At 58.3% G+C, this 13,014-nt stretch carries 14 protein-coding genes; 9 read left to right on the forward strand and 5 right to left on the reverse strand.

The genetic code is table 11. The features are described from left to right. Window positions 1-4: 4 nt before the first annotated feature. From VGE55_RS11330 to VGE55_RS11345, 4 genes are read right to left on the reverse strand one after another with little or no spacing between them, the layout of a single operon-like run. Window positions 5-673 (reverse strand): protein-L-isoaspartate O-methyltransferase, encoded by a 669-nt coding sequence (locus tag VGE55_RS11330; RefSeq protein WP_331131795.1) that lies wholly within the window; start codon window positions 671-673, stop codon window positions 5-7. 51 nt (window positions 674-724) lie between these two features. Next, complete coding sequence (locus tag VGE55_RS11335; RefSeq protein WP_331131796.1) at window positions 725-3,823, reverse strand: efflux RND transporter permease subunit; 3,099 nt, start codon at window positions 3,821-3,823, stop codon at window positions 725-727. Window positions 3,824-3,832: 9 nt separating this feature from the next. Further along, window positions 3,833-4,927, reverse strand: a complete 1,095-nt coding sequence (locus VGE55_RS11340) for an efflux RND transporter periplasmic adaptor subunit (protein ID WP_331131797.1) — start codon at window positions 4,925-4,927, stop codon at window positions 3,833-3,835. Then, on the reverse strand, window positions 4,863-5,594 hold the full coding sequence (locus tag VGE55_RS11345) for a TetR/AcrR family transcriptional regulator (RefSeq protein ID WP_331131798.1): 732 nt from the start codon (window positions 5,592-5,594) through the stop codon (window positions 4,863-4,865). Before VGE55_RS11345 ends, VGE55_RS11340 begins: the two co-directional genes overlap by 65 nt. Before the next feature lie 153 nt (window positions 5,595-5,747). Between VGE55_RS11345 and VGE55_RS11350 the strand changes: the two genes are divergently transcribed. The 8 genes from VGE55_RS11350 (at window position 5,748) to VGE55_RS11385 (ending at window position 11,997) form a co-directional block, all read left to right on the forward strand. Continuing rightward, complete coding sequence (locus VGE55_RS11350; RefSeq protein ID WP_331131799.1) at window positions 5,748-6,668, forward strand: branched-chain amino acid transaminase; 921 nt, start codon at window positions 5,748-5,750, stop codon at window positions 6,666-6,668. A 2-nt stretch (window positions 6,669-6,670) separates the two neighbouring features. Beyond that, a complete protein-coding gene (locus VGE55_RS11355; protein WP_256762853.1) occupies window positions 6,671-6,874 on the forward strand; it encodes a zinc-finger domain-containing protein in 204 nt (67 codons plus the stop codon). Window positions 6,875-6,917: 43 nt separating this feature from the next. Beyond that, window positions 6,918-7,955 carry a lipopolysaccharide heptosyltransferase II gene (gene waaF, locus VGE55_RS11360; RefSeq protein ID WP_331131800.1) on the forward strand — a complete coding sequence of 346 codons (1,038 nt, stop codon included), beginning with the start codon at window positions 6,918-6,920 and terminating at the stop codon, window positions 7,953-7,955. A gap of 77 nt (window positions 7,956-8,032) precedes the next feature. Next, window positions 8,033-8,887, forward strand: coding sequence for a formyltetrahydrofolate deformylase (gene purU / locus VGE55_RS11365; protein ID WP_331131801.1), 855 nt, complete (start codon window positions 8,033-8,035; stop codon window positions 8,885-8,887). A gap of 15 nt (window positions 8,888-8,902) precedes the next feature. Further along, window positions 8,903-9,358: a nuclear transport factor 2 family protein gene (locus VGE55_RS11370; protein WP_331131802.1), complete on the forward strand. Its 456-nt coding sequence runs from the start codon at window positions 8,903-8,905 to the stop codon at window positions 9,356-9,358. A gap of 11 nt (window positions 9,359-9,369) precedes the next feature. Beyond that, window positions 9,370-10,002, forward strand: coding sequence for a DUF2946 family protein (locus VGE55_RS11375; protein WP_331131803.1), 633 nt, complete (start codon window positions 9,370-9,372; stop codon window positions 10,000-10,002). A gap of 79 nt (window positions 10,003-10,081) precedes the next feature. After that, complete coding sequence (locus VGE55_RS11380; protein ID WP_414675036.1) at window positions 10,082-11,176, forward strand: S1C family serine protease; 1,095 nt, start codon at window positions 10,082-10,084, stop codon at window positions 11,174-11,176. A gap of 5 nt (window positions 11,177-11,181) precedes the next feature. Then, window positions 11,182-11,997 (forward strand): tRNA threonylcarbamoyladenosine dehydratase, encoded by an 816-nt coding sequence (locus tag VGE55_RS11385; RefSeq protein WP_331132292.1) that lies wholly within the window; start codon window positions 11,182-11,184, stop codon window positions 11,995-11,997. Here the strand turns inward: VGE55_RS11385 and msrA are convergent. Beyond that, entirely contained in the window at window positions 11,987-12,529 is a 543-nt protein-coding gene (gene msrA, locus VGE55_RS11390) for a peptide-methionine (S)-S-oxide reductase MsrA (RefSeq protein ID WP_331131805.1), read from the reverse strand. The genes VGE55_RS11385 and msrA overlap by 11 nt on opposite strands. A 131-nt stretch (window positions 12,530-12,660) precedes the next feature. Here msrA and yajC point away from each other — a divergent pair, with 131 nt between their 5' ends. Then, window positions 12,661-13,005: a preprotein translocase subunit YajC gene (yajC, locus tag VGE55_RS11395; protein ID WP_414675016.1), complete on the forward strand. Its 345-nt coding sequence runs from the start codon at window positions 12,661-12,663 to the stop codon at window positions 13,003-13,005. Window positions 13,006-13,014 lie beyond the last annotated feature (9 nt).

The following is a 13,014-nucleotide window of genomic DNA, read 5'->3' on the forward strand; positions in this document are numbered from 1 at the left end:
GGCTTTAAAACGTGAATGAAACAGCCTTCGGTGCGTTTTGCAGCACCTCAGCCTGGGTTTCGAAGAGGGGCTTTTGGCTGATTTGCCCTTGGGCATTTTTTTCGGCCAGAACGACCTGCATGACCGGAGCCTCGCCGATGATGCCGATGAAGCGGCCGCCGGGTTTGAGGGCATCCAGCAGCACGGTGGGCAGCACAGGGCTGGCACCGGACATCACGATGGCGTCGAATTGACCCAGCGCTTTGGCTTGTTCAAAGCCGCAACCGTCGACCACTTTCACGCGGGTGATGCCATTGGTTTTGAGGTTTTGGCGGGCCAGTTCGGCCACTGTCGGATTGGCTTCAACCGTGGTGACATGGGCACATTGTTGGGCCAGCAGGGCCGCCATATAGCCAGTGCCAGTGCCAATTTCCAGCACTTTGGCTTGCGGGTCCAGTTCGAGCTCCTGCAGCAGGCGGGCTTCCATTTTCGGGCTCAGCATGTGCACGCCGGTGTCTTTGCCCTGCACGCGGATGGGCAGGTCGCAGTCGGTGAAGGCCAGTTTCTGCAGCGATGGGCAGACAAAGTGCTCACGCTTGATCACGCCCAGAAGGTCCAGCACGCGCTGGTTCAGCACGTTCCAGGGGCGGATCTGCTGTTCAATCATGTTGAAGCGGGCCAATTCGAAATCCATGGTCAAGTCTCGACTTTTCAAGAAAAATTAATCAGTTAACCCGTTATTTTATCAAACCCGGCTTTCCCTGAGGCGTTTCTTTTGCAAACGCCGGGCTTTGGCGTTTTCCAGCAACCAGATCAGCACGGGCACCACCAGCAGGGTGAGCAGGGTCGAGGTAATGACACCGCCAATCACCGCATGGGCCATGGGCGAACGTTGCTCGCTGCCTTCTCCTTGGGCCAGGGCCAGGGGCAGCATGCCAAACACCATGGCCAGTGTGGTCATGAGGATGGGTCGAAGCCGCGTTTCGGCCGCCTGAATGAGGGCGTCCCGCAGGGCGGTGCCTTTGCGCAAGGCTTGGTTGACAAAGTCCACCAGCAAAATGGCGTTCTTGGTAACCAGGCCCATCAGCATCACAAACCCGATGATGGAAAAAATGTTGAGCGTGCTGCCAAACACCAGCAAGGCCAAAATCACGCCGATGAGCGACAGGGGCAGCGACATCATGATGACCAGCGGCTGCACAAAGGATGCAAACTGCGAGGCCAGAATGAGGTAAATGAACACAATCGCCAGAATGAGGGCCTGTAGGGCGAAACCGAGGGTGTCCTTGATGTCTTTGGTAGAGCCCCCATAGCTGATGCGGTAGCCGGGTGGCAGTGTCAGTTCGGCGATTTTGGCTTGCAAGGCCTGCGACACGGTGCCTGCTGCCGCGCCTTGCACATTGGCGGTGAGCAGCACTTCGCGGGTGAGGTACTTCCGGTTGATTTGCGCGGCAGCAAAACCGGGCTCCAGCCGCGCAATGTCGCCCAGCCGGATGGTTTGGCTGGTGGCATTGCCCCGCAGCGGCAACCTGGCCAATTGCTCGATACTTTGGCGCCCGGTCTCGGGCAGTTGCACCACCACATCGTAGTTTTCTTCGTTGGGCGCCCGCCAGGTGCTCACAGTCTTGCCGCTCATCAGCGGTTCAATGGTGGCGTTGATGCTGCTCACATCAATGCCGAAATCGGCTGCCCGTGCGCGGTCCACGATCACGCGAACCGTTGGTTTGGTGGGCTTGAGTGAGCTTTCCAGGTCCACCAGCCGTGGGTCACGTTCCATCAGGGTTTGAATCTGGTCGGAGAGTTTCTCCAATACAGACAACTCTGGCCCCAAGACACTGACTTGCACGGGCTTGCCCGAGCTGACGTTGACCTGTTGGCCCACCTGCGTGACCGCCACACCCGCAATCGACTTCAACTCGGTGCGCAGGGTGGCAGACAGTTGGGCCACGGTGATTTTTCGTTGATTGCGTGGCACCAACTTCACAAACACGGTGGCGTAGTTTTTGCCCGCAGCAAAGCCGGTGTTGATGGTGGTGTAGACAGTGGTCACTTCCGGATGCTGCCGAACCATGGCTTCCACCTGTAAGGCCTTGCGCTGGGTGAGCTCAAGCGGTGAGCCTTCGGGGGTGTGGAATGACACACTGAGTTCACTGTTGTCGGGTTGGGGGGTGAATTCCACCCCCACGAACTTCAGCAAACCAAACGATGCGAAAAAACTGGCCAATGCAATGGCAATCACGGTTTTGGGCCAGCGCAAGCCCCACTTCAGCAGGCGGACATAGCCTTGCTCAAGCCGCAACATCAGGTTTTGAAAACTGGTCAGCAAGCGACCCAGCCAACCGGTGTAGCCCTTGCCGTGGGCTTGCGGGTCGTACCACACCGAGCTCAACATGGGGTCGAGGGTGAAGCTGACAAACATGGAGAGCAACACCGCACAAGCCACCGTGATGCCAAACTGGTGGAAGAACTGGCCGATGATGCCGCCCATGAAACCCACCGGCAAAAACACCGCCACAATCGAGAAGGTGGTGGCCAGCACGGCCAGGCCTATTTCCCGGGTGCCTTCCAGTGCGGCCACTTGGTGGTCCTTGCCCATTTGCAGGTGGCGCACAATGTTTTCCCGCACCACAATGGCATCGTCAATCAGCAAGCCCACGCAAATGGACATGGCCAGCAAGGTGAGCAGGTTGATGGTAAAACCCATGGCGTACAACACACTGAAAGTGCCAATGAGCGAGATTGGCAACGTCAGCCCGGTGATGACCGTGCTGCGCCACGAGCCCAAAAACAGGAACACGATGACCACGGTGAGCAGCGCGCCTTCAATCAGGGTGTTGCGCACATCCAGCAGCGAGTTGCGGATCGGTTTGGACTGGTCGCGGGTCAGGCTGAGCTTCACCTCGCCATGCAATTCTTTTTCGATGTCGGTCAGGGCTTCTTTCAGGTCATCCACCACGTCCACCGAGTTGGCATCCTGGGCTTTCAGAACGTCCACCGACACCACGGGTTTGCCATTGACCAAGGCCAGCGATTCAATGGTCTTTTCACCGTCCCGAATTCGCCCCAATTCGCCCAGGCGAACCTGGCGTCCATTTCGGGTCGCCACCACCAGGTTGTTGAAGTCACTGGCAGAGTCCAGGCGGGCATTCAGTTCAACCACCGCTTCGGTGGTGGTGGTTTTCAGGCGGCCCAGCGGCAATGTCTGGTTGTCCCGGCTCAGCACCTGCATCACCTCTTGCGGCGTGATGGACAGGCGGTCCAGCGCCACTGGGTCGAGTTCAACCAGCAGTTGCCGGGTGGCTCCGCCCACGAGGTTGGCAGCACCCACACCGCGCACGTTTTCAATCCGTTTTTTGATGACCTGGTCGGCCAGCAAGGTGGTTTCCCGCAGGGTGGTGTTGGGCTTGACCGGTTCAATCAGTACCGAGGCAATCGGGAAGTCGTCCGGATTGAAGCGGGTAATGACTGGCTCGGAAATTTCATCCCGAAGGGCTGGGCGCACCAGCGCGACCTTTTCCCGAACGTCTTGCGCAGCGGTTGCGGAGTTGGTCAGCAGGTCGAATTCGGCAATGATGACCGAGGTGCCTTCATAGGAGCGAGAGCTGAGCGTTTTCAGGCCCGACAGGGTGTTGATGGCGGTTTCAAGCGGGCGGGTCAGTTCGGCTTCAACGATTTCCGGTGAGGCCCCCGGGTATTTGGCGGTGACCACCACCACGGGAAAATTCAGGTCCGGGTATTGGTCAATCGGCAAGCGGTAGTAGGCAAACAGGCCCACCACCAGCAGGGCGGCCATCGCCATGGTGGCCATCACCGGGTTGTGGATGGAAATGCGGGTGAACCACATGGCCGCTGCTCACTGTGCCGTTGGTTGGATGGACACGGTGGCCCCTTCGGGCAAGGGGCCCAGGTTGACACCCACAATGCGGTCGCCCGCGTTGAGACCCTCGCGAACCTCAATCAGGCTGTTGCCTTGGCTGGACACTTGCTCAAGCCCGGTGGACACCGGCACCGTTTGCAGGGTGTTTTGCGCGGTGATTCGATACACCACCGGTTTGCCCTGTACTTCCCGCAAGGCAGTTTTGGGCACTTGCAAGCCTTGGCGCGTGCTGCCCAGGGCCAGGCGGGCGGTGGAAAATTGGCCCGAGCGCAACTGCTGCTGGGGGTTGTCCACCTTGAAATACACGGCCACGGTTCGGTTGCCCTGCACGCTGCCCGGGCTGATCCGCGTCAGCGTGGCTTCGAAGCTGGGCAGGTCTGGGCCTGCATTCAGGCTGGCTTTTTGGCCGGGTTTCAGCCGCACCAGGTCGTCCGGGTTCACATCGGCTTTCAATTCCATGGTCCGCAAGTTGAGCAGCTCCAGCAGGGTGGTGTCTGGCGATACCTTGCTGCCCACCTGAACAGGCACCGGCCCCAGCACGCCAGAGAAGGGCGCTTTCACCTGTGTGTCGGCCAGTTGTTGCCGCGCTTGTGCCAGTTGGGCCCTGGCCACAGCCACCTGGGCCTGGGCTGCATCAAACGCCGACTTGGCATTCAACAGGGCTGTTTCAGACACAAAGCCCTCTTTGACCAGGCGTTGATTGTTGTCGTACTGGGTTTTGGCTTGTTGGGCTTGGGCTTCCTGGGCCAGCACAAAGGCCTCCCGTTCCTGAACGCGCAACTGGGGGTCGGTGGGGTCGATGCGCACCAGCAGGTCGCCTTGACGCACGCTTTGCCCTTCCAATGCGTGAATGGCCAGAATGTTGCCGCTCACCTTGGATCGGATCACGGTTTTTTGCTCTGCCTGCAGTGTCCCGGTGACGTAAAGCGAGTCTTCGATGGGGGCTGTTTGCACAGTCACCACGTCGGCCTGGGCCAGCATCAGCGGTGCCGGCTGGGCCGGGGTTTCAGCTTTTTGGGTGTTTGCGGAGGGCGAGCACGCTTGCAGACTCGCCAGAAGCACCCAGCTCATCAGACGCAAGGGAAGCGCCTTGAGCTGGGTTCTGCTGCTTTTGCTTCGGGCAGGTGAGACCATTTAAAACCATCTGTAAGTGCGCTTCAATGTAGCGCATCGGGTTGGTGTCCATGTTGCAGCAGGTGTCCAGAGTGCGTTTCCACAAACCCAGGGTCACCAGCGGCGCACACAGCACTTTAGCAGCGTATTCCACATCAATGTCAGCGAATTCACCACGTTGTATACCTCTTTGCAACAGACTCTCGAGGTAGGCCCACCAAGGGGCAATCACGGTTTCGTGGAAGAACCGACCCAGCTCGGGAAATGCGTTGGCCTCGGACATCACGATTTTGGTCAGTGAACTCAGTTCCGTGGATCCATAGCGTTTCCACCACAGGTGCAGTGCTTCGCGAATGAGGGTGGACGAGGACTTGTCGTCGTCTTGCTGGTGTCGGGCCTCGTCCACGATGGGCGACACATGCTCAATGACCACGGCTTTGAGCAGCTCTTCCTTGTTGGGGTAATACAGGTAGACCGTGCCTTTGCTGACCCCAGCGTTTTTGGCCACATCTTCCAGGCGGGCGCCCGAATAGCCTTTTTCGCTGAATACGCAGAGGGCAGAAGTTAACAGTTCTTGCGGCCGGGCGTCTTTGCGCCTGGTCCAGCGGGGGGGGGCGTTGGCCACACAATGCTTCATGGGTAATGCGTCTGTTGGTTCTGGTTTCTTTTCACTATAGTGTTTCATTCTTCACCGAGTCAACGCTTCTGGCTTCATTGGGCGGTGAAGGGGTTGTAGAATAAGGGGTTTAGACGATCCTGCATATTCGGAGAATTCAGCATGTCAATGGCCGACCGCGATGGCTTCATTTGGTTTGACGGCAAACTTGTGCCGTGGCGTGAAGCGCAAATCCATGTGCTGACGCACAGCCTGCACTACGGTCTGTCGGTGTTTGAGGGCGAGCGCGCCTACAAAACCGACAAAGGTCCGGCCATTTTCCGCCTGAAAGAGCACACCGATCGCCTTTTTAACTCGGCCCACATTTACCGCATGGCCATGCCCTACAGCCGTGAGCAAATCATGGACGCCTGTTGCGAGGTGGTGCGCGCCAACAAACTGGATTCCTGCTACATCCGCCCCATTGCCTTTTACGGCTCAGAAAAAATGGGCGTGTCGCCCAAGGGTGCAGCCACCCACGTGGCCATCGCAGCATGGCCCTGGGGTGCTTACCTCGGTGAAGATGGCCTGCAAAAAGGCATTCGCGTGAAAACATCGTCGTATGCCCGTCACCACGTGAATGTGACCATGGCCCGTGCCAAGTTTGCCGCCACCTACGCCAACTCCATTCTGGCCAACATGGAAGCCACGCAAGACGGCTACGACGAGGCCCTGCTGTTGGACGTGGACGGTTTTGTGGCTGAAGGCGCCGGTGAGAACCTGTTCATCGTGAAGGATGGCGCCATTTACGAACCGGAAATTGCGTCTGCGCTGGTGGGCATTACCCGCGCGACCATCATTTCACTGGCCCGCGACATGGGCTTGGAAGTGAAGTCCAAGCGCCTGACCCGCGATGACATCTACATCGCCGATGAAGCCTTCTTCACCGGCACTGCTGCTGAAGTGACCCCCGTGCGTGAACTCGACAACCGCACCATTGGTGCAGGCACCCGTGGACCCATCACTGAAGAGCTGCAGAAGCGGTACTTTGATGTGGTGTATGGCCGCAACGAAAAATACGAACACTGGTTGACCCGCGTGTGATCATGATTACAGACAAAAAAGCCACCGTTGAAACCGTTGAGCTGGATGGCGAGCATTTGCCCGCCTTCTGTCCCAATCCAAAAATGCCCGTGTGGAACCACCACCCCAAGGTGTTTCTGGATGTCACCAAAACTGGCAAGGCGGCCTGCCCTTATTGCGGGACGGTCTACAGCCTGAAGCCGGGCGCCAAGGTGCACGCACACTGAAGCCACAATCCGTCTTGATGGTTCGGGTCATGCAGGGGGTGCCATGCGTGTATTGATTGTTGCGCCCAACTGGATTGGCGATGCCGTCATGAGCCTGTCGCTGTTGCAGGCTTTGCATGCAGACGAGGCGCTGCGCTTTGCCGATGGGCGACCTTGTGAAATTCATGTGCTGGCGCCGTCGGTGACTGCGCCGGTTTACCAGTTCAGCCCGGTGGTTCACACCGTGCAAGCTGAGCCCTTTGCCCATGGCGAGCTGCAATGGGGTTTGCGCAAGCAGGTGGGGCGTGCGCTGCAGGCCAAGGGTTACGGCTTGGCCATCACGCTACCCAATTCCCTGAAGTCAGCCCTGGTGCCCTGGTTTGCCAAGGTCCCCCAACGTGTGGGCTACGACGGTGAGCTTCGCAGCCTGGTCTTGAGCCGCGCGCTGCCCAAACCCAACAAAAACAACAAGCCCCCGATGATCGAGTGGTACGGCCGGTTGGGTGGTTATGACGTGGGCGCCCTGGCCAACCCGCTGATGCAGGTGGCCACGTCAACCACTGACCGTGTGTGTGTGGACTTCCAGTTGCAGCGGGGTTTTTTGGCCTTGGCGCCTGGTGCTGAGTATGGCCCTGCCAAGCGTTGGCCAGCAGCCCACTTTGCAGCCGTGGCGCAAGCGTTTCTCGAACACAACCCGCATCAGCATGCCGTGCTGCTGGGTGGCCCAAAGGATGTTGAGTTTTCCGAATCCATTCGTGGCCTGGTGCCTGAACAACTGCGCGGCCGCTTGCAGGTGTTGGCCGGTAAAACAAGCTTGCCGCAGGCCATCGCACTGATGGCTGGTGCTTCGCAGTTGGTCACCAACGACTCGGGCCTCATGCATGTGGCGGCTGCACTCGATGTGCAGGTGCATGCCGTGTTTGGCTCCAGCAGCCCCAGCCACACCCCGCCATTGAACCCCAGTGCCAAGGTGTACTACCTGGCCTTGCCCTGCAGCCCCTGCTATCAGCGTGAATGCCCATTGGGCCACCTGGATTGCCTGAACAAACTGCAGCCTGAAATGGTGTCCACACAATTGAAGCCGGTGCCGGGCGGGGGGTGATCCCCGGAGTATGATCTCAGCAGATAGACACAACACAGGTGCGGGCCACACGGGCCCTACAGCATTCGAGCCGGACCATGCGCGATTACATTTTGACCATTTCCTGCCCCGACACGACGGGCATTGTCTACAACGTCAGCAAGTTCCTGTTTGACCAGCAGTGCAACATTCTGGACTCAGCACAATTCGGTGATGAATCCACGAACCTGTTTTTTCTGCGGGTGCATTTCGCCTTGCCCGATGGGGCCACTTTGACCCAGGCAGCGCTGGGCGAGCAGTTTGAGCCGGTGGCCCGGCAGTTCAGCATGACGTACCAGTTCAATGATGCTCGCGTGAAACCCCGGGTGTTGCTGATGGTGTCGAAGTTTGGGCATTGCCTGAACGACCTGCTGTTCCGCTGGAAAAGCGGCAATCTGCCTTGCGACATTCCGGCCATTGTGTCCAACCACCAGGACTTTGCCTTGCTCGCCGCCTCGTATGGCGTGCCGTTTTACCACCTGCCGGTGAATCAGCAAAACAAGGGTCTTCAGGAAACCCAAATTCGCCAGATCATGGAGCGTGAGCGCATCGACCTCATGGTGCTGGCCCGTTACATGCAAATCCTGTCGCCGGAGTTTTGTGCGGAGCTGCCCGGTCGCATCATCAACATTCACCACAGCTTTTTGCCCAGCTTCAAAGGTGCCAAGCCCTATCAGCAGGCTTTTGACCGGGGCGTCAAGCTGATCGGCGCCACCGCGCATTACGTCACGTCCGACCTGGATGAAGGGCCCATCATCGAACAGGATGTGGCGCGTGTGGACCATTCATTAACACCCGAAGAACTCACCTCCCGCGGGCGCGACACCGAGTGCATGGTGCTGGCGCGGGCTGTTAAGTGGCACTGCGAGCACCGGGTGGTGCTCAATGGCCACAAAACCGTGGTGTTTCAGTAAACGGAGGCTTGTCACATGTCCAGACCCAAAGTGATTCACTCCTCGCCGCAAGACATTGAGCAGGCGTTTTATGAAGCCCTGGAGGCGGCCGACCTGGATGCCCTCATGGACCTGTGGGCCGACGATGAGCACATTGTCTGCATTCACCCGGGCGGACCGCGGGTGGAGGGTTATCACGATGTGCGCGACTCCTGGAAAGAAATCCTGTCAGCCGGGGCCTTGCAAATTCGCGTGGTGCCAGTGCACCGCGTGGAGGGCGTGATGGTGGCCGTACACAACATTGTGGAGCAGGTCATGATGAACAGCACACGGGGCGAGCCCCATGTTGTGCAGGTTAACGCCACCAATGTGTTTCACAAGGGCCCTGGCGGCTGGAAGATGGTGATGCACCATGCCAGCCCTGCCATGGATGTGGAAGAAATGGCGGAAGACGACCTGTCGGATTTTGAGCCGCAACCCACCTTGCACTGAAGCACCAGCCCATGGACGATCTGGTTGAAAAGGCCCTGGCCCGTTGGCCCAATGTGCCGGCCATTGCAGGTTGGTTAAAGTTGGGCACTTTGGGGCAATGGATGCTCACCGGGCCGGTGCCTGAAGGCTTGAGCATCACCAACCAGCGCATTCTCAATTTCATTGCGCGCAATTATGGCTGTGAAGCCGATGGACGTTATTTCTTCCAGAACGGGCCTCAAAAAGCCTATGTCACGTTGGAGTACACCCCCTGGATTTGGCGCATCTACCCACTGGACGGTGGTGCCCTGATGCTCGCCTCGCACACAGGTTTGGTGTTGTGGCCCAAGGCCTTGTTGGCCGACGAGTCAGGCCGTTTGCTGATTGAAACCGGTTTGGGCATCGGCCTGGTTCACACCGCCGATACGCCTCGGTTGGCTGAGGGGCTGCAGGAGGGCCAGGGCGAGCCTGGCGCTGGCTTGGCCCACACAGCCCGCTGGATGGTGCCCGAGGGCGACCCCGATGCGGTTTTGTCCACCCACATTCGCCTTCGCGCATTGAAAGGTGAGGCCTCCGGGGAACGGCAACTCTGTTTGCCGGTCCAAAACTGCTTGTCAGGCCAACTGGCCCAACAATTTCACTTTGAACCCAACCCCTCGGTGTGAGTGGATCATGATTCAACATCCAATTCAATCTCGCTTGTGTCCATCGGCTTTGCGCCGCCAGCAACAAGGTGCTTCAGCCATGGGTTTTGTGGCGCTTATCCTTGGTGTGGTGCTGCTGTACTGGCTCTACAACCACGGCAGTTTCCCAAGCTTTGTGGGCTCAAGTGTTGAGCCTGTGAAGCCCCGTGTGGTCGAAGCCCGGGGCGAGTTGTCTCCCGCCGAAAAAAGCACCATTGAACTGTTTGACAGTGCCAAAGGCTCGGTCGCGTATATTTTCACCGAGAGTGTCCAAGGCCAACTCTTTTTCAGACGGGTGGCCGAGGGCGCAGGCTCGGGCTTTGTGTGGGACGACGAAGGCCATGTGGTGACCAATGCGCACGTGGTTCAAGGGGCCAATAAAATCCGGGTGCAACTCGACGATTCCGAGCCCATTCCGGCCAAGCTGGTGGGCATTGCTCCGGCCTATGACCTTGCGGTGGTCAAGCTGTTGGACAAGCCCAAAAAGGAGCCGTTGCGGCCAATTCCCTTGGGGACGTCCAATGACTTGAGGGTGGGCCAGTCGGTGTTTGCCATCGGCAACCCGTTCGGACTGTCCAAAACCCTCACCTCGGGCATTGTGAGTGCTTTGGGTCGCACCTTGCCGGTTGAAAACGGCCGTGAAATTCCCGATGTCATCCAGACCGATGCCGCCATCAACCCCGGCAATTCGGGTGGACCATTGCTGGACTCTGCAGGGCGTTTGATTGGGGTCAACACAGCCATTTTGTCTCAAAGCGGCTCCTCGGCAGGTGTGGGTTTTGCCATTCCTGTGGACTTGGTCAACCAGGTGGTGCCCCGCTTGATTGAGAAAGGCGCGCTGCCCCGTCCGGGCATTGGCATTGCCGTGGCCGACGAGTCGCTGGCCCGCCGCTTGGGCATTCGGGGTGTGGCGGTGCTGGGTGTTGAGCAAGGCTCACCGGCAGACCAAGCTGGCTTGCAGTCTTTTGACCTGCAAAACGGGGTGGTTGGCGACATCATCATTGCTGTTAATCGCAAACCGGTGGCCAACATCGCCCAGTTGTCCAAGGCCTTGGAGGCCGTGGGCGTGGGCAACAAAGCCCAGTTGCTGGTCATGCGTGGTGACGATACCCGCGAGGTGGATGTGCAGGTGATTGACCTGGAAGCGCGACGTTGAACAACGTGGACAACGATCGCCGATTTGGCGGTTTAAGCCGCCTGTATGGCGATGGCTTCCACAACGCTTTACAAACACAGGCCCATGCCATGGTGGTGGGGGTGGGCGGTGTGGGCTCGTGGGCGGTGGAAGCCTTGGCCCGCAGCGGTGTTGGGCACCTCACACTGGTCGACATGGACCATGTGGCCGAAAGCAACATCAACCGCCAAATTCAGGCCACCGACACCACGCTGGGTCAGGAAAAAATTCGTGCCCTGGCTGATCGAATTGCCACGTACGCACCGCATTGCCAGTTGACCCTGGTGGATGATTTTTTGACGCCAGACAACGCTGCCGTGCTGTTGGGGCAATTTTATGCGGGCTTGCCAGAAGGTGACCATGGGGTGGTGTTGGACTGTTGTGACCAGGCCCGCGCCAAACTGGCCATGGCGCTGTGGATGCGCCAGAACGCCAAAACCCTGTTCATGGCGGGCAGTGCAGGGGGCAAAACGCAGCCCTGGTTGTTGCAACCGGTGGACCTGCGCGACACGGTGAACGACCCGCTGTTGTCCAAGGTGCGTTACCAATTGCGCCGCAGTGGTGTATTTTCCCGAGACGCCAAACTCAAGATGAAGTTGCAGGTGGTGTACTCACCACAGCCGGTGAAGCAGGGGGATGCCTGCGACACACAAGCCGGTTTGAACTGTGCTGGCTATGGGTCGGCCGTGACGGTAACGGCCACCATGGGTATGCAACTGGCGGGCCTTTGCATTAACCACTGGGCCAGCTTGCTGAATCGCCCAATAAGCAGCCCGATAAATAGCTCGACTCCTAACGTTTGAACCAGTCCGAAAACAAGTCCTCGGCTTTCTCCAGTTTGGGTGCAACCACATAGGCACAGTAAGGCTGCATGGGGTTGTTCTCAAAGTACTGCTGGTGGTAGCGTTCGGCCGGGAAGTAGTTTTCCAGCGGCTTGACTTCGGTCACCACGGGGTTGCGGTACACCTGCTTTTTTTCAAGCTCGGCAATGAAGGCCCGTGCAACAGCATCTTGTTCTTGCGAGTGGGTGTAAATCACCGAACGGTACTGTGTGCCAATGTCGTTGCCCTGCCGGTTGAGCGTGGTGGGGTCGTGAATGGCGAAAAATACAGCCAGTATTTTCCTGAAATTGATGATTTCAGGGTCAAAGTGCAGTCGAACCACCTCCGCATGGCCGGTTTTGCCACTGCACACGCTGTCATAAGTCGGCGCCGGGTCTGCGCCCCCGCTGTAGCCCGATTCGCACAGTTCAATGCCCTTCAATTGGTTGTACACCGCTTCAAGGCACCAAAAACAGCCACCACCCAATGTGGCTTGCTCAATTTGTTTGCTCATTGTTTTGTGAATCTTTGTTTCCCCACCAGCCTCACAGTGAAACGGGAAGTGGAACCCAAGTCAAGCCTTGCGGTCTATTTGGGGGAGCAGCCGTTGTATACTCGGCGCCAACCTTTCTATTTTTCAAGGAGTTGATTGTGATTTCTTCTGCGTTTGCGCAGTCTGCTGCGGCAGCTGGACCTGAAAGCAGCCTGCTGAGCTTTCTCCCCCTCATCCTGATGTTTGGTGTGTTGTACTTCCTCGCCATTCGTCCCCAGATGAAACGCCAGAAGGAGCACAAAACCATGGTTGAGTCGCTGCAGAAAGGCGACGAAGTGGTGGCTGCCGGTGGTTTGGCCGGTCGCATTGCCAAAATCAACGACGCTTACATCACCCTCGAAATCGCCGAGATGGGCGATAAAACCGTGGACGTGGTCGTTCAACGTGCTGCCGTGCAAACCGTGTTGCCCAAGGGCAGCCTGAAAGACATCCGCTAATTTCTCTTT

The sequence above is a fragment of the Limnobacter sp. genome (assembly GCF_036405155.1).
In the GTDB taxonomy this organism is placed as follows: domain Bacteria; phylum Pseudomonadota; class Gammaproteobacteria; order Burkholderiales; family Burkholderiaceae_B; genus Limnobacter.